The 18,322-nt window shown below is 36.1% G+C and carries 12 protein-coding genes; 6 read left to right on the forward strand and 6 right to left on the reverse strand.

What is annotated here, in order from left to right; all coding sequences use genetic code 11:
- Window positions 1-27 precede the first annotated feature (27 nt).
- From BUC06_RS12275 to BUC06_RS12295, 5 genes are all read right to left on the reverse strand, one after another.
- The gene (locus tag BUC06_RS12275; RefSeq protein WP_073334249.1) at window positions 28-639 is read right to left on the reverse strand and encodes a phosphatase PAP2 family protein; all 612 of its coding nucleotides are present in this window, start codon (window positions 637-639) and stop codon (window positions 28-30) included.
- Window positions 615-1,376 carry an SDR family NAD(P)-dependent oxidoreductase gene (locus tag BUC06_RS12280; protein WP_073334250.1) on the reverse strand — a complete coding sequence of 254 codons (762 nt, stop codon included), beginning with the start codon at window positions 1,374-1,376 and terminating at the stop codon, window positions 615-617. The genes BUC06_RS12275 and BUC06_RS12280 overlap by 25 nt, the downstream gene beginning before the upstream one ends.
- Window positions 1,377-1,630: 254 nt before the next feature.
- Window positions 1,631-2,668, reverse strand: coding sequence for a patatin-like phospholipase family protein (locus BUC06_RS12285; RefSeq protein ID WP_073334252.1), 1,038 nt, complete (start codon window positions 2,666-2,668; stop codon window positions 1,631-1,633).
- A gap of 4 nt (window positions 2,669-2,672) precedes the next feature.
- Entirely contained in the window at window positions 2,673-3,476 is an 804-nt protein-coding gene (locus BUC06_RS12290) for a phosphatidate cytidylyltransferase (protein WP_073334254.1), read from the reverse strand.
- Window positions 3,466-4,068, reverse strand: coding sequence for a CDP-alcohol phosphatidyltransferase family protein (locus BUC06_RS12295; protein WP_073334255.1), 603 nt, complete (start codon window positions 4,066-4,068; stop codon window positions 3,466-3,468). Before BUC06_RS12295 ends, BUC06_RS12290 begins: the two co-directional genes overlap by 11 nt.
- A 152-nt stretch (window positions 4,069-4,220) precedes the next feature.
- Here BUC06_RS12295 and BUC06_RS12300 point away from each other — a divergent pair, with 152 nt between their 5' ends.
- A complete protein-coding gene (locus tag BUC06_RS12300) occupies window positions 4,221-5,828 on the forward strand; it encodes a CTP synthase (protein WP_073334257.1) in 1,608 nt (535 codons plus the stop codon).
- Window positions 5,829-6,009: 181 nt separating this feature from the next.
- Window positions 6,010-7,806 (forward strand): membrane protein insertase YidC, encoded by a 1,797-nt coding sequence (gene yidC / locus BUC06_RS12305; RefSeq protein WP_073334258.1) that lies wholly within the window; start codon window positions 6,010-6,012, stop codon window positions 7,804-7,806.
- A gap of 93 nt (window positions 7,807-7,899) precedes the next feature.
- Here the strand turns inward: yidC and BUC06_RS12310 are convergent, their stop codons facing one another.
- Complete coding sequence (locus BUC06_RS12310; protein WP_073334260.1) at window positions 7,900-8,484, reverse strand: ribonuclease HII; 585 nt, start codon at window positions 8,482-8,484, stop codon at window positions 7,900-7,902.
- Between the two features lie 316 nt (window positions 8,485-8,800).
- Here BUC06_RS12310 and BUC06_RS12315 point away from each other — a divergent pair, with 316 nt between their 5' ends.
- From BUC06_RS12315 to BUC06_RS12330, 4 genes are all read left to right on the forward strand, one after another.
- A complete protein-coding gene (locus BUC06_RS12315) occupies window positions 8,801-11,794 on the forward strand; it encodes a SusC/RagA family TonB-linked outer membrane protein (protein ID WP_073334261.1) in 2,994 nt (997 codons plus the stop codon).
- 10 nt (window positions 11,795-11,804) lie between these two features.
- A complete protein-coding gene (locus BUC06_RS12320; protein WP_073334263.1) occupies window positions 11,805-13,442 on the forward strand; it encodes a SusD/RagB family nutrient-binding outer membrane lipoprotein in 1,638 nt (545 codons plus the stop codon).
- Between the two features lie 418 nt (window positions 13,443-13,860).
- Window positions 13,861-16,857 carry a SusC/RagA family TonB-linked outer membrane protein gene (locus BUC06_RS12325; protein WP_073334264.1) on the forward strand — a complete coding sequence of 999 codons (2,997 nt, stop codon included), beginning with the start codon at window positions 13,861-13,863 and terminating at the stop codon, window positions 16,855-16,857.
- Between the two features lie 10 nt (window positions 16,858-16,867).
- Window positions 16,868-18,295: a SusD/RagB family nutrient-binding outer membrane lipoprotein gene (locus BUC06_RS12330; protein WP_073334451.1), complete on the forward strand. Its 1,428-nt coding sequence runs from the start codon at window positions 16,868-16,870 to the stop codon at window positions 18,293-18,295.
- Window positions 18,296-18,322: the final 27 nt, after the last annotated feature.

The following is an 18,322-nucleotide window of genomic DNA, read 5'->3' on the forward strand; positions in this document are numbered from 1 at the left end:
ATAAAAGTTTGCAATCTGAAAATTTCTTTATTGAAAATCATTTTTTCGATAAGGAAAGACTATAAAACTTAGATGCGCAAGGACTGTTCCTGTAAGAATATCCATGAAATGATGCTGGTAAGTTGTCAGGGTAGAAATTCCCAATGCAATAAGCCATAGCATCAGAAAAATCCGGAATCGGTTTAAGTTTCTGAATACGGTCCAAAAGATCAACGCATAAGCGATGTGCAGAGACGGAGACTGGTTGAAAGGCGAATCAAATATCTTGAGAAACTGAAAAGAGTAATCTAAAATAGAATTGTCTGTAGCGGGTTTTGTCAAAGAAAACCGCAGTGGAAACAGAATAAAACAAATGCCTGCAACTATTGTAGTAAAAAGCATTCTCTTTGTTAAAACTTTAAGCTGCTCATTATTTTTACATACAAAAAATACCAAACAGAAAAAACACACACTCGTCATATATGGAATAATGCTCCAGGGTAAAAATGGGATATACTTTTCAAAATTAAAGGTGAACGACGGAACTTTTTCAGCCTTTGAAGTGTACCATGCCGCAAAATTGTAAACAGTCATGAATACAAACGCACAGAGGGCAAAAGCATAGGTTTGCTGTTTTAGGGTTGGTCTTCTTTCATCCATCGGGCTTTCCTGAACATGATTGTATTTAATAAAAAAGAAGGAAGTAAAGACAGTGCTTTCATCATCCATTTCATTTTTGCCGGAAAAATTACTAATTTTTCATGGTTTTCAATAGCTTCTGAAATGATCCTTACTGCAGTTTCAACATCGGTAAGGAAAGGTTTTTTATGAAGATCATTATTATTGAGCTCTCTTAATTTTTCGGTGTCTACATATCCCGGAGCAATGGTCGTTACAGAGATTCCAAACGGTTTCAGGGCACGACGATAGGCACCAGCAATTTGTATGACGGAGCGTTTTGTTTTGGTATACAAACTTGAGTTATCATAATCTAAAATTCCGGAAACGGAAGCAATAACCGCAATACTGCCTTTTTTCTGTCCTTTCATCAGTTTTCGAGCTGTTTCAAAACAGTTTATCGTCCCTAAAATATTGGTTTGAAGCATTTCCTCAGCTTCTTCATAGGAGATTTTTCCGGCTACATCTTCCGCATAGCTTCCTGTACAGTTGATGAAAATGTCAAGATTTCCGCGATCGTTCAAAAAGGAATGTACCGCAGCGGCAATAGAATCCGTATCACAAACATCTGCCTGAAATGCTTTTAAATTTTCAAAATTATTTTCAGATATCTTTGCCAGGTTTCTCCCGCAGATTCCTACATCATCTCCTTTTTCACGATAATGCCGGGCAAGAGCATAGCCGATACCGGAAGTTCCGCCTGCTATAAAAACATTCATTAGGTTGTAGTGATTTGAATTTTGTGTAAAAATAGATTTTAAAACTGAAAGTTGGATTTTATCAACCACAAAAGGTTCAAAAGTTTTTAAACACTTTAGTGATTTTAAGTGTAAAGGTGTGAGAATAGAAGATCACATGAGTTGTTTAGAAAATCAAAGATTTTCAATGCATTAATAAGAATGGCTTTAACCCGTTTAAACAAAATGAAGACCATACCATTGGATTTTAGACAAATATAGTGGGTCATAAAACATCAGCTGCAAATAGATTTCATCGTCTGGTCATAACCGTACAGCCACTGCACTTCCATATCTTTTGCAAACTGGTTGTATGTTTTTGGGAAAGAAAAATCAATCTCCAGTTTACTCCAGTGGATTCCCTTTTTAAGATAATGACCTTTTAAATCCTTCTTAATAGTAGTGGTGTCAACCTTGAAACTCACCGGGAATTTTTCAATTTCGGCAAGTCTTTCATTACCACTGAAACCAAGCACAGCCCGGACAAAAGCTTCTTCGACAGAACTGTAAGATTGTTTTTTTTCGGTAATGATTTCGTCGGCAAGATGACTGGCCAATTCTACAGGAATAAGATCAATAGCTCCGCCTGCAAAATATTTTCCATGCAGAAAAGCGGGTTCTACATAAAACATATCGGAAATAGAAATCCGGGTGCTTTCAAGCAAAGAAATATGAGTTCTTATCATCGCAAGCCTTTCTACAGCGCTATTCATTAAATTTTCAGATCTGATAATGATCTGTTCCGGCTTGATTTTTTCTGCTGTCTTTGGGTCAGTGATTATAATTTTTTGATAAAGTTTTCTTCCATTTCTTTCCATTCCATTCTCGTTTGGATGAAAGAGAATTTCTGAACCGATAACGACTGTAGGAATGTTTTGTGAAAATTGAAGGTTTTTTAATGAAGGAAAAACTTCGGACAGATCCTGAGGCATTTCAACAAGATATCTGCTAAAAACATCTTCAATGAAAGGCGCTCTTTTTTTATCTAATAATTTTTTTAGTGAGAAAATTCCGATCTGAGAAAGTTTTTTATGTTTTGTCAATACCGTTCCGCGTACAAACCTGAAATATTCCTCCGACTTGAGATATTCCTTTCTGGAAATATGATCAGGAAAAGCATTAATAACGGTTGCTGCAAATGCTCCGCCACATGAAGCGATCAGTATATCGGGCTTCATATCCAATTCTTCAAGTGCCGCGAACATTCCAAGGTAAATCATCAGTCTGGTCCCGCCTCCTGAAAACAGAACCGCTCTTTTAAATTTTTCACTCATGATTTTAACTTTTTATAATAAGAGATAGGATCCAAAAGAAAATGGGAGCATTAAAGATCAGACTGTCCATACGGTCGAGTAAGCCACCATGTCCGGGAAGAAGCGTTCCTGTATCTTTAATATTGGCTTTTCTTTTTAAATAAGACATAAAAATATCCCCGGAAAATCCAGAAATACCAAGAATGACTCCTATGATTGTATTGACGAAAATATCAGTCTTCAGTAAGTAAAATCCTAAGATAGTACTCAATATCACCGTAAGAAAAACACCACCAATGAAACCTTCCAAAGTTTTATTAGGACTTATTGTAGGCGTGATTTTATGCTTTCCGAAAAATTTTCCCATCAGGTATTGAAAAACGTCATTGAGCTCCGTTACAACTACAATAAAAATAATGGAATTCAATCCGGAAACGGTGTCTCTGATGAATGAAAGGTGTGGAAAAGCGAAAAGGCAGACGAATAAAGCTATGAATATTCCGTAAAGCAGCTTTAAGGATATTTTCAAAATTAAAAAGTAGAGCAGAACAACGAGTGACAAAATAGAACTGTATATAAAATAGATTTCAATGGTGAAAAAATACAACAGAAAAAACTGTGCAGCTCCAAGAAATAAAGAAGGAATAATATGATTTGAATTAATTTTGAATAATCTTAAAAATTCAAAGAAACACTGGAAGCTGATCCATGAAACGAAAATCTTCATGGCGAGAGGATGCGAGGTTCCCATGGCAAAAACGACGATAATATAAATCCATGTTTTTACCCGCAAGGGAACATCTGAAAATTTATTTTCTTCAGGCTTCATGCAGTGATTTCTTTAGTCGGATACCGGTGCTTATGGTCAACAAAACAAAAATAAACCCGAAAATATAGGATGAAATTCCTGAAATATCCGCTCCGAAAAAAAGAGACAGACCATAAACTCCCAGAATAAGGGCTCGGTCACTTTTCCCCATCGGACCATCGTAACGACGTTCTTTTCCAACTACTTTCCCTATCAACCCTGCAAATTCGTTGATAATGCTTAATACTATAAAGATAACGATCAGGTATAGACTTTCAGGCTGAAATTTTAATAAAGGAAAAAAGATGATCACATCAGAAACAATATCACCCACTTCATTTAAGACTTCACCCAGTCTGCTGGTCTGATTGAATTTCCGGGCCATCATTCCGTCTAATGCGTTCAGAGCCATTCTTAATAAAAGTCCTATTGGCAGGCTTAAAAAGAACCATTTGGAGAAATCTGCATTCCAGAATAGAATCCCTATAACAACGGATAATATTATTGAAGCTATTGTAATTTGATTGGCTGTGATCTTATTTTTATGCAGGAATAATAAAACCGGAGTAAGCAGCTGCTGGAATTTTGGTTTTAATTTATATACGGAAATCATGATGGCTATCGCTTTTTGTCATTGTGTTTATCAAATATAGATAAATTTTTTAATCAGAATTTATAATTGATAGAGGCGTGTTTTTCCAATTTCAAAATTTAAAAAATTGCTTTGTGTCTCTTTTTCCCATAACTTTGCACAAACCTAATCTAATGAGTAAAAAGAATACAAAGTACATCTTTGTGACAGGAGGTGTAACTTCATCTTTGGGAAAAGGAATCGTGTCTGCTTCTCTGGGACTTTTATTAAAATCACGCGGTTTTAATGTAACGATCCAAAAACTTGATCCTTATATTAACATCGACCCGGGAACACTGAATCCATATGAACACGGAGAATGCTATGTAACCGAAGATGGCGCAGAAACGGATCTGGATTTAGGCCACTATGAGCGTTATCTTGATGCTCCTACTTCCCAAAACAACAACGTTACAACAGGGAAAATCTACCAAACAGTTATAGAAAAAGAAAGAAAAGGAGATTTCTTAGGAAAGACTGTACAGGTAATTCCTCATATCACCAACGAGATCAAACGCAGAATCAAAATGCTTTCCAAGCAGAACTACGATATTATCATTACTGAGATCGGAGGAACTGTAGGAGATATTGAATCTCTTCCCTACATTGAAACAGTACGCCAGTTGAAATGGGAGCTTGGTGAGAAAAATTCTATGGTGATTCACCTGACGCTATTGCCTTATCTGGCTTCAAGCGGCGAATTAAAAACAAAACCATCGCAGCATTCCGTTCGTCAGTTGATGGAAAGCGGCATCATGGCGGATGTCTTGGTTTGCAGAACAGAGCACAATATTCCAAAGGATCAGAGAGCAAAACTGGCTCAGTTCTGTAATGTTTCTTTAGATAATGTGATTGAATGTAAAGATCTTGAAACGATCTATGAAGTTCCGATGTATCTGCAGAAACAAAACTTTGATGATGTCGTTTTAAAAGAACTTGATCTGAAAAATGATAAAGAAGCTGACCTGAAAGACTGGAAAACCTTCCTTAAAAAATTCAAAAACCCTAAAAGAACAGTAGAAATTGCCTTGGTAGGAAAATATATTTCTCTGCAGGATTCTTACATTTCTATTGCTGAAGCTTTCAAACATGCGGGAGCAAGTCTTGAAACTGAAGTGAAAGTAAGATGGGTATACAGTGGAGATATCACCGCTGAAAATATTAAAGAGACCTTAAGTGGTGTAGACGGAATCCTTATCGCTCCAGGTTTTGGCGATAGAGGAATTGAAGGAAAAGTACTTACGGCTCAATATGCAAGAGAAAATAAAGTTCCGATGTTGGGGATTTGTTTGGGAATGCAGATCATGACGATTGAATTTGCAAGAAATGTTCTAGGTCATTCAAAAGCCAACTCAATGGAATTTGATACGTCTACACCAGATCCTGTCATTTCTATTATGGAAGAGCAGAAAAATGTAGTAGACAAAGGAGGTACAATGCGTCTTGGAGCATGGAAGTGTTCATTGAAAAATGCTTCTAAGCTATATGATATCTACGGAGCTAAAAATATTTCTGAAAGACACCGTCACCGTTATGAATTCAACAGTGATTATCTTCAGGAGTTTGAAAAGAACGGCTTCCTCGCAACAGGGACCAACCCTGAAACAGGATTGGTAGAGGCGCTTGAAATGCCGGATCATCCATTCTATGTAGGAGTGCAGTATCACCCTGAATATAAAAGTACCGTAGCAACGCCGCATCCTCTGTTCAGAGCTTTTATCAAGGCTTGCGAAAAGAAATAAGGTAATACTATACCATAAACGTCTTATCATAAACTCAGGCTGATTATTCTCAGCTTGAGTTTATTATATAGTAACATGGTAATGCATAGAGTTTTGATAAAAAAACAGTATTTTTGTCAGCTCAAAAAGTAGCACATTGTGATACTTAGGTTAAATTTTAAAATTTTAATATAAAAATAAAATGCAAGAAAACAAGGGAATCGATAAAAGTCAGATGATCAGTTTTGCGGTTTTATGTCTGGTTCTTTTCGGATTCATGTTCTATTTCCAGAACAAGCAGTCGAAAGAAGAGCAGTTAAAAGCTCAGGAACAGAAAACGGAGCAGGTAAAAAATGCTGTACAACAGACTCAGGCAAGCAATATCAATCCAAATGTAACTCCCAGCGCCATTCAGACAGCCAGTTTGAACAACAAAGAACTGAATGTGGAATTCTCAAGCTTGGGAGGACAGGTTTCTAAAGTACAGCTTTCGAAATACAAAGCATATGATCATCAAACAGACAGAGCAGATCTTCCTCTTTATCTGATTGATAAAAAGAACTCCAACTACGGTTTTCAGTTTAAAGATAAAACCGGAAAAGTGATCAATACTAAAGACTTAGTTTTTACACCGGCTGTTAATGGAAATGCTGTAACGATGACAGCGGACTATAATGGTGCTGTTATTAAGTTTATTTATACCTTACTTCCAAAATATACACTAGACTTTAAGGTAAGAACGAAAGGGCTTGCTGCCGTGACGTCTGATAATAAAGCAGACTTTATCTGGGACTACAGTGTAAGAAACCTGGAAAAAGGTAGAGCACAGGAACAGTCTCACTCAGAATTCTCATATGCTTTCAATAATTATGAAGATTATGATTATGATGGAAGAACAGATATGAGTGAGGAAAAAGAAACCCTTAACTGGATTGGTGTAAAACAGCAGTTCTTTTCTTCTGTCATCGAAGCTAAAAACGGTTTTACCCATAGTAAAGGAAATCAGGAAGCTATTGAAGAAGGTGAATACCTGAAGAAATTAAATTTTGAAGGCTTTGTTCAGATGACAGGAAGCGAGCTTAATCAGGATTTTACCTGGTACTTTATGCCGCTTGATTTACCGTTGTTAAAATCTTATGACAAAAATTTTGATGAAATTTTACCGTTAGGATGGTCTTTCATTGGAGGAATGAACCGTTATTTCTTCATGCCTATGTATAATTTCATCGCAGGATGGGGGCTTACAGCAGGTTGGGTGATCTTCTTAATGACCATCATCGTGAAGCTGATCTTATCGCCAATTATGTATAAACAACATAAATTGAGTGCGATGATGAAAGTGATTCGTCCTGAAATTGATGAAGCTAATGCTAAATTTAAGGATGCAGATCCAATGAAAAAGCAACAGGCTACGATGGAAATCTACCGAAAGGCGGGCGTTAATCAGATGGCAGGATGTCTTCCGGCGTTGGTTCAGATTCCTATTTTCTATGCTTTATTCCGTTTCTTCCCGAACTTTATTGATCTTAGGGGACAAGGATTCTGGTTTGCAAAAGATTTGACGGCTTATGATGACTTGATCAAACTTCCCTTTAAAATTCCTTTCTTAGGAGATCATTTAAGTGTTTTTGCTCTGGCATGTACGATCGTGATCTTGATTTATACAGTAATGACTTCAGGGAATATGCAGCAGCCTCAGCAGGAAGGAATGCCAAACATGAAAGTGTTAATGTATATCTTCCCGATTACCTTCCTGTTCTTCCTGAATACATCAGCATCTGGTCTTTCATGGTATTATTTTGTATCGAATGCGATTAACATTTTAATTATTCTTGTTATTAAATACCTGATCCTGGATGAAAAGAAAATTCATGCACAGATTCAGGCGAACAAAGAAAAGCCAAAATCAGAAGGCAAGTTCCAGAAGAAAATGAGAGAGATGATGGAGAAAGCTCAAAATCAACAACAGATCCAGGAGCAACAGAAAAAAAAGAAATAAATTAATACTTTATAATAAAAAAGAGAAGCAGATTACTGTTTCTCTTTTTTATTATATATCGAAATCTAATCAGACGATAAGGGCTCTTTTTATCTAGTCATATTTGAGTCTGAACGATTGTCTGTGATGTTTTGTGGGCCCGTATTTTATTAAGGCCTGCTGGTGAGCTTTTGTGGCATAGCCAAAATTGGTATTCCAGCTGTATTCGGGATGTTCTTCATGGAGCTCGATCATTAATTTGTCCCTGTAGTTCTTTGCCAGAATAGAAGCCGCCGCAATCGAAAGAAGTTTTGAGTCTCCCTTAATGATACATTGATGAGGAATAAAATTATAGGGATGAAATTTATTTCCATCTACTAAAATCAGCTCAGGTCTTATCGTTAATTGATCCAAAGCACGATGCATAGCATGAATACTGGCATTAAGAATATTATGTTCATCAATGAATACGGGGGGGAGCTCTGCAATCGCATAGTTCTTTACATTGTCTTTGATATAACTATCCAGTTCCATCCTTGTTTTGAATGTTAATTTCTTGGAATCATTGACTAAATTCTGCTTAAAACTATCATCTAAAATAACGGCAGCGGCAACTACCGGACCACTTAGGCATCCTCTTCCTACTTCATCGCATCCAGCCTCAATGTAGTGATCTGTCCACTTTTGTAATAAATCCATGATTTTATTTATATCATATTATAAATGATGGGTAAAATTAGTGAAAATTGCATTTAATAACTCATGCGGTTTTTTTTATATATAATTTAGTTTTAATAAATATATTGCTTCTATTTGACACATTGGTTATGTTGTGTGTAATATGGGTGGTTTTGTGTTCTTTTAAATAATATTAGTTTTTTGTTAAAATATTTCCAAGTATTTGGTTTATTGATGCTGTTGTATTTGTTAAATTAAATATTTTTAACGAAATATTTGGTGATTTTAAGAAAGTTTCACATATTTGCAATCATAAAAAAAAATAATCAATTTAAATATGAAGAAATTAACTACAAGTGTTTTAGTGGTAGTTCTGTCTTCGACTTTTGCTTTAGTAAGTGGTCAGAAGAAAGATACTGTTAAAACGACGGAGATTGGTGAGGTAATCATGACCGGAGCCATGAACAGAAAAATGAAGTTGGATGCTCAGACTTCAACCGCTGCCGTTATTGGAAAAGACAAGCTTGTTCAAGCTGGTGCTCCGAATGCTATTGCAGCTTTGGCAGGTAAAGTACCGGGCCTTACTATTAATAAAACAAGCAGCAGTGTTGATGGTACTTATGATATTAAAATCAGAGGTTCTAGAACATTAACAGGAAGTACTTCTCCGTTGATTGTTATTGACGGTGTAATCTCTTCAATGACAATTCTTCAGTCTTTACCATCTGATGCTATAGAATCTACTACAACTCTATTAGGTCTACAAGGTGCCGCTCTCTATGGGTCTCAAGGGGTTAACGGTGCTCTTATCGTAACTACTAAAAAAGGAAGTGGAAGCAGAAAGCCTAGAGTTAACTTCAACAGTAACGTTGAATTTGATAATGTTGCTTTTACACCAAAAAGACAGCAAAAATACGGACAAGGTTGGTACGGAGATAGAATTCACGTAGAAAACGGTTCTTGGGGACCTGCGTATTCTGATCCTGCTTTTGCTGGTCAGAATGTAGCTATTGGGGTTCCTTTTTATGATGTTAACGGAGATGGAGTAATCTCAGTTAATCCAGACGGAGATGTTCCTACGGAAGATGCAGCTGGATCTGTATTCGCTCCATTTGCGCCTAGAAAAAAAGATAATGCTAAGGAATTCTTCAGAACTGGTCTTAACCTTAATAACACATTAAGTATAACTGCCGGAAGCGAAGGTGCTTATGCAGGACTAACGATCAACCGTCAAGATAGAGAATTTATCGTTGCTGATGATAAGTTGAAGAAAACTTCGGTAATGTTAAATGGAGGTTTCAAAATTGGAAATCTTTCTCTAGATGGATCGGTAACTTATATCAATAGATCTGTTAACTCAACAGATCCTGCACTATATACGAACCTTCTTCAATCTGCTGCAGAGATTCCTATTGTGGATTTCAGAACTAGCCCGAATCCTTACGCTTGGACTGTTTTCTATCAAAATCCTTACTGGACAATCCAAAATGTTAGAAATACATCTAAGGTTGATATCGTAAACGGAACTATTTCATTAGGTTATAAGATCAATGATCATATCTCAATCAACAATAACGGAACTGCTCAGATTACTTCAACCGACATATTAAACTATAACAACGGATATAACGCAGCACAATCAGTTCCAACGATTGTGAAACCAGATGGTAATCCTGCACCAAATTCAATTACTTCAACTTTGGCTCAGTCTAATGCGATTAACAGATATTTCTATAATGACTTGATGGCTAATTTTAATTATGACTTTACAAAAGACATTAATTTTAAATTGACATTAGGTTATAATGTACAGAGAACTGAAAGTAAGACTACATCAGTAGGAGGTAGCGGGATTAAAATTCCTGGTATTTATCAATATTGGAACCTTAGTAATCTAACTATTCCATATAACCTTAACAACAGAAGATTCACTGATAACAGATATGCATTCTTTGCTAATATGGATCTTTCATATAAAGATTATTTATTTGTAAATGCTACAGGAAGATATGAAAATTCTTCTAAGCTTCTTCACTCTGATCAAACTCAGAAAAGTAAGCCTAGCTACTTCTACTATTCCGGCGGGGTGTCATTCATGCCTTTGAAAGCATTCAATGTTGAAAGTGAGGTAGTAAGCAGATTTGTAGTTAAAGGATCTCATACAAGAGTAGGAAATGACCCTGTAAGTGTCTTTGGTATCGAAGAGACTGTTGTTTTAGGACAAGGATACCCGTTTGGTTCAGCAGGACCTCTTAGTTTTGTAAACAATCAAAGACCTACAAATACTAATATCAGACCTGAAAAGATAACCAGTGATGAAGTAAGCTTAGGGTTAGGATTCTTTAAAAACAGAATTACATTAGATGCTAGTTTTTATCTTCAAACGACTAAAGACCTTATCACTAACCAAACTACATCTTCAGCATCAGGTTTGCAGCTTACAGCAGTTAACGTAGGTGATATCCGAAACAAAGGGATGGAGGTTAATTTAGGATTGACGCCAATAAAAGGGACTGACTTTTCTTGGGATTTAAACCTTGGATGGTCTATTAACAGAACTAAAGTAATTGAATTGGCTGATGGCCAGGATGAAGTAAACCTTTCTACGGGAGGAATTGCTGGTATCTATGCCGTGAAAGGAGAAGATTTCCCTCAATTAAAGGCTACTGCCTATATGAGAGATGGGCAAGGGAGAATAATTATCAACCCTGACAACGGGAATCCTTATATTTCTAACAATTATGTGAGCTTTGGACGTGTTACACCTAACTATACATTGGCACTTAATACAAACTTCAAATATAAAAATTTTGGATTGTATGCAGTTCTTGATTACAGAAATGGTGGTAAAATCTATTCTGGAGCAATGGCAGGTCTGGCATTTAGTGGAAACTTGGAGCAGTCTGCAGAATTTGACAGAACGCAAGGAGGTTATGTTATTCCAAATTCTGTTTATATGAACTCAGCTGGACAGTATGTTGAAAATACTTCAATAAAATCTGGAGGAGAAAGTTATGGAGACTTGCCGGATTACTATGGAAGCGTATACTCAAGGGTTGGTGAAAACTTTATCTTAAGTGGTACTGCATTCAAAGTTAGAGAATTAGGTGTATCTTATGCATTAAGTGCAGATGCGGCTAGATCTATTGGATTGACTGGTTTGAGTTTCAGTGTATATGCAAGAAATCCTTTCTATAAGTTTGCTAAAGAAAACAGAGGGTATGCAGATCCTGAAGGATCTTTCACAACAGGAAATATCCAGGGACTAACAAATGCAAATCAATATCCATCAACGAGAACAGTAGGTTTCACTACTACAATTAATTTTTAAATAAATCATAATGAAAAAGATACTAATACCTATTTTAGGAATGACGACGCTGCTGTTTTTCAACTCGTGTAGTGATGATTTCCTAGATGTAAATAAAAATGTAAACGAAGCCTATACTAATCAGGTAACTCCTAAAGATAGACTGGGCGCTGCTGAGACTGTAGTATTCAGAACACAGGGTAATACCATGAACAGATTCGGTAACCTGATGATGAATGCATGGGCAGGAAATATTTACTATTATGCTTCTCCTTACGGGGATGAGTTCAGAATGAGAGCAGATTCACAGTTCTATGACAATATCTGGGATAATCTTTATTTAGGAGTATCTAACCTGCAGGCAGTAATAGATGCTCCGGAATCTGCAAAATATCCTCATCATGTTGCAGTAGCTAAGGTGATGAAGGCTTATTATATGCAGATGATCGTTGACCTATACAATGATGTTCCTTATACTGAGGCATTCAAAGGACAGGCTAATAAGAATCCTAAATATGATAAGGCTAAGGATGTTTATAAGGGACTTTTAGCTGAACTGAACCAAGCACTTGCATTGATCCCACAGACTCCAAGTTCATCTAATTATAATTTGGCTTTTACTGAAGATCCAATCTTCCAAGGATCTGGTGCAACTCAGGATCTTGCTACGTGGAGAACTTTCTGGACGCAAATGGCTAATACAGTGAAGCTTAAAATGCTTGTTAGGCTTTCTAATTGTACAGATCCTGAAGTTATTACATGGAGAAATGCAGAACTTCTGTCTATGGCTCCACTTACTAGTAATCCAGCTAATTTTATCAGTGCAGATGTGAAGATTCAGCCAGGATTTAATCCAAATTCTTTAGATCAGAGAAATCCGTTCTATGCAAATTTTGGAAGAATAGATATTGATGCAGGGGATATTGGTGCAGGTTTTAGACAGACATTTGCGTCAGAACACATCGTTAACTCTCTAAGAGGATTGACAACTGAAACTTCAGGAGTGTCAGATGGAAGGATTTCCAGATTATTTATTGGTAGAGGACTTGGAAGCCCAAGTACTGCTGCTGGTAATATAGTAGGACAACCTCAGGGAGGAACTAAACAAGCAGGGAAAGCAGAAGGTGATTTTGCGACTCTAGGTTTATTTTTGGCCTTCACAAATGGTACTACTGGACCTAATACAAGTACGGCTTTAGCTTCAAATCCAGGACTTGTACTGACATTATCAGAAGTAAGATTCTTACAGGCTGAAGCTGCGGTTGTATATCCTACTACTATGGCATTTAACGCTCAAACGAGTTTTAATCAAGGTATTACTGAGTCATTTACAACGTTTGGTTCTACAGCAGCTGCTAGTGCTGCGTATCTTAATGCGATAGCTGCAAAACCAGGAATGGGATGGGCTGCATCCGCTAATAAGATTCAAGCTATCCAGTATCAGAAATGGGTTGCATTAACGAATATCAACCCGACTGAGACATACATCAGTTATACAAAAACAGGTTTCCCTCAGTTACCAATGCCACAAGGGGCCTATTATACATCAAGACCGAAGAGACTAATGTATCCGCAGTCAGAATATATCTCAAATACGGCTAACGTGCCTAATCCAAGTATTGATGATATGTATAATATCAATGCTTATTCTCCATTCTGGTTAAAATAATTGCTACAAATTTTTAATATATTTTTATTACCGCCTTAGGGCGGTTTTTTTTTGTCTATAAGGTAAGACCTCGCCTTTTTAATAGAATAAATATCATATGTGTAGCATTGTATTGTGGTGGTAATTTTTACCATTTTTCATTTAAATGTGATTAATTGCTTTGATTATCAGTTTGTTATTGCGATTTTTATTAATATTCCATATAGAAATAATCAATTAAAAGCGTTTGTGTTTTTCTGAAAAAAGATATCTATTAAATGTTTTGTTTTTGTTAATTGTATTGTTTTTAACTTAATTTAATATTTTTTAGTGTTGTTATTTTGAAAATTAATGAATATTTAATAATTTTTTACGATTTTGTTTTGTGTTTTTAAGAAAGTTTTACAAATTTGTACAGTTACAAAAATTAAAATTTGATATGAAGAAACTAACAACAAGTCTACTTGCTTTGGTACTGTCTTCGTCTATTGCTATTGTTCATGCCCAGCAAAAAAACGATACGATCAAAACAAAGGAAATTGAGGGGGTAGTGGTAACTGCACTCGGAATTAAAAGAGAAAAAAAATCTTTAGGATACGCATCACAGGAAATTAAGGCAAGTGCTCTTTCTGATGGAACAACAAATACGGGTAATATTGGAGCTCAGTTGTCAGGTAAGGTGGCTGGTCTTAATGTTACAACGAACAACAATTTTGGAGGTTCGGCAAACTTACTGATAAGAGGTGTAAAATCGTTAGGGGGTGGAAACCCTTTAATCGTTATTGATGGATCACCGGTAAACAACACCTATACCCAAGAAAAAAATGTAGATTATGGAAATGCCTTATCTGATATTAATCAGGAGGACATCGAATCAATTAACGTTCTGAAAGGTGCAGCAGCTTCTGCTTTATACGGAGAAAGAGGCTTAAATGGGGTTATTGTTATCACAACTAAAAATGGAAAAGGAAAAGATGACGGATCTTGGGGAGTTACTTTATCATCCTCAATAAATGTAGGTTTTGTTGATAAATCAACCTTTCCAGAGTATCAGACAAGGTATGGAGCTGGATATTCTCAAAAATTTGGGACGCAGGGACCTGGTGGTTTAAATAATGCCAATTTTGGAGCAGATGCATCTTGGGGACCGAAATTTGATCCAAATTTACTGGTTTATCAATGGGATTCTTTTGATCCGACCTCTCCCAACTACGGCAAAGCAACACCTTGGGTAGCTGCTAAAAATGGACCAATTACTTTTTTTAATAATCCAGCAACTTATAATAACACAGTAACCTTAGAAAAAGGCGAGAAAGGAAAGAATATTAGTTTTACTTATGATAATATGATGATGGATGGTCTTATGCCGAACTCTCATATTAACAAAAATACTTTTTCATTAAAAGTAAATTATGATCTGACTTCTAAATTACATACTTCTTTCTATTCTACAATGACTTTACAGGAGACGAAAGGACGTAGTGTAACAGGTTATAATGACAATACAATGAGTAATTTCAGACAATGGTGGCAAACTAACGTGGATATGGCTGAGCTGGAAAGAGCCTATTTCACGAATGTTAATCCTACTATTGCTAGTGCGGCCAATAATTATGGGAATGTTACATGGAACAGAAAATCTGCTGCGAATGGAGCACCTGCATATTGGAATAATCCTTATTTTCAGGCATATCAGAACTATACTACAGATAAGAGAAATAGAAATTTCACCTATGCACAAGTGACCTATGATGTAGTGGATAATATCTCTGTTACTGGGAAAGTATCCTATGATAGATCAAATCTTTTTGCTGAAAACAGACTAGCTGTTGGATCTATAGCCCAAATTTTTGGGCAGTCAGGAAATGATGTTTCTTCTGGGTATGCAAGACGTGATGTACTAAGAACGGAAACGAATTATGATTTGATGGCCAATTATAAATTTAATATTACTGATGATATTAACGTTTCAGGAGTTTTGGGAGGAAATATAAGAAGAAATTATTTTAACTCTGTTTTCGGTTCTACAGAAGGAGGATTGGTCGTTCCTGGAATTTATGCTTTATCGAACTCCAAAAAGACTCCTTTGGCATCGGATGAGAATGAATTTACAACACAAACAAATTCAGGATATATTACTGCTTCATTTGATTTCTTTAAAAAATTCTACATTGATGGGACTTGGAGAGTAGACCAAAGTTCAACATTACCAGCTGCTAATAATGTATATAACTATCCTTCAGTAACTACCTCAATCATTATGTCGGAGATTCTTAATACCAAAAGTTGGATGAATTTCTGGAAGTTAAGAGCAAATTATGCTGAAGTAGGAGGTACAGCAGATCCTTATATGTTAACGAATAATTACAGGTCTGCAGGTATTTTGTCAGGTGTAGGAATATATAACTCTATCTTGAATCAAGCCGACCCTAATTTAAAACCTCAAAGATCTAAAGAATTTGAGGTGGGTACAGAGGCACATTTCTTAAAAGATAGAATTACAGTTGATTTTGCCTATTATAAAACAAAAACGATTGATCAGATTATTACACTTCCTGTTTCATCGGGAACAGGATATACTGGTAAAGTTATTAATGCGGGAAGAATAGATAATACCGGATTTGAAGTGCAGTTAGGCTTAGTACCTATAAAATCAAAAGATTTTACATGGAATATTGATGCCAACTGGTCTAAAAATAAAAATGAGGTCGTTAGCTTATATCCTGGAATTACCAACCTTCTATTAAATAGCTTTCAAGGTGGAGTTTCTCTGAACGCCAGAGTTGGTGAAGCATGGGGAACGTTAATCGGAGGAGATTATGTTTATTTGAATGGACAAAGAGTTATTGATCCGGATACAGGAATTTATCAAATCAATGCAAATAAGATTATAGGTAATACGACTCCTGATTGGATTGGGGGTATTAGAAATAGTTTTACTTATAAAGGTTTCTCTCTAAGTTTCCTAATTGATATGCGTAAGGGTGGAGATATTTTCTCTACAGATATGTATTATGGTATGGATACAGGACTTTATAAAGAAACTGCTATTGGTGACTATAGAGATAAAGATGTTATACTTCCCGGAGTTTTACCAGATGGTTCTCCTAACAATATTGCCTTGTCACAATTTACAACTGGAAGTAATTACGGATATGAAACTCAGCCGGCAAAAGAATTTGTTTATGATGGATCATTCATCAAATTAAGAGAGGCTAGTATTGGATACATGCTTCCTAAATCTTTATTGGCAGGAACTAAAATCTATGATGCGAAAATTTCTATCGTAGGCAGAAACTTATGGATTATTCACAAAAATCTACCATATGCTGATCCTGAAGCGATGATAGGTGGAGGAATAAATTCTTATGGATGGTCAATTGGATCTATGCCAACGACAAGAGATATAGGGGTAAATGTTACGTTCAAATTTTAAAAAATCAACAATGAAAAATATATTAAAAGCAGCCTTAACTGGTATACTTATATCGGCAAGTTTGGTATCATGTCAAAGCGATTTGACGTCACTGAATGAAGATCCTAAACATCCATCAGTTTTACCTTCAGAAAATTTGCTGGCGACCGCGTTATTCCAGTCTTCTTATTATATGGACAACCCAAGTGTGAATTTTAACAACTATCGCTTTTTCACACAGCAATGGGCAGAAGGGCAGTATCCGCAGGAAACTCAGTATGATTTGGTTACTCGAAATCAACCTCGAAATCATTTTAATAGAATGTACGTGTACAGTCTTAATAATTTGAGACAGGCAAAGGAGAATCTAAAAAATGAAGTAGAAACGGAAGATGTTCGTACTAATAAATTAGCAACTTTAGAAATTCAAGAGATTTTTATCTGGGAAAATCTGGTAGATACTTTTGGAGATGTTCCTTATTCTGAAGCTTTTAAGCCGAATGAAGTTTTGACACCAAAATATGATGATGCCAAAACCATTTATATTGATTTAATTAAAAGAATTGACGCTGTGATCGCAGCAGTAAAACCCTCTGCAAAAGGATATGGTTCTGGAGATTTGGTATATGCGGGCAGCATGCCAAAATGGGTAAAATTTGCCAATTCTGTTAAATTAAGATTGGGAATAAACTTAGCAGATGTTGATCCTACATTGTCAAAAGCAACTGTTGAGTCAGCGATTGCTGGAGGAGTTATCTCTTCTGAGGAAGAAGCATATAAATTTAAATATGATGGTAACACATTTTCAAATCCTGTTTTTGATAACTTAGTAGCTTCGAACAGAGATGATTTTGTTCCTAGTGAAATCGTAATCAATACGATGAGTAGCTTATCAGATCCACGAATGGAAAAATGGTTTACCAAAGTTGGAGGAATTTATAAAGGAGGGGTTTTTGGCGAATTGAATGATCCCTATTCAGACTTTTCCCATTTAAACGATTATTTTAGATCCTCAACTACCGCTTCTAATTTATTAAGCTATGCAGAAGTGAATTTTCTTAAGGCTGAAGCAGCAGCAAGAGGTTATTCGGCTGGTGGAACGGCTGCAGATCTATATGCAACCGCAGTTACATCATCAATGAAAGAAAATGGAGTGGCAGATGCCAGTATTACTACCTATTTGGTTGCGCACCCTTATAATGCTGCTAATTGGAAACAATCTATTGGAGTTCAGGCCTGGATTGCTATGTTCAATAAAGGACTTGCATGCTGGAATTTTACAAGACGTTTAGATAATCCAACTCTTGTGAATCCTCCAAAATCTAACCTTTCTTCTGTACCATACAGAATGCCTTATTCGGATCAGGAATATGTTCTAAATGGAACCAATGTAAATGCAGCAGCCAGCAAAATCGGTGGCGATAAAGCGACTACAAAATTATTCTGGGATAAGTTTTAATATATTCTCTAAACAAATTGTAGTTTA

Source organism: Chryseobacterium carnipullorum (genome assembly GCF_900142785.1).
In the GTDB taxonomy this organism is placed as follows: domain Bacteria; phylum Bacteroidota; class Bacteroidia; order Flavobacteriales; family Weeksellaceae; genus Chryseobacterium; species Chryseobacterium carnipullorum.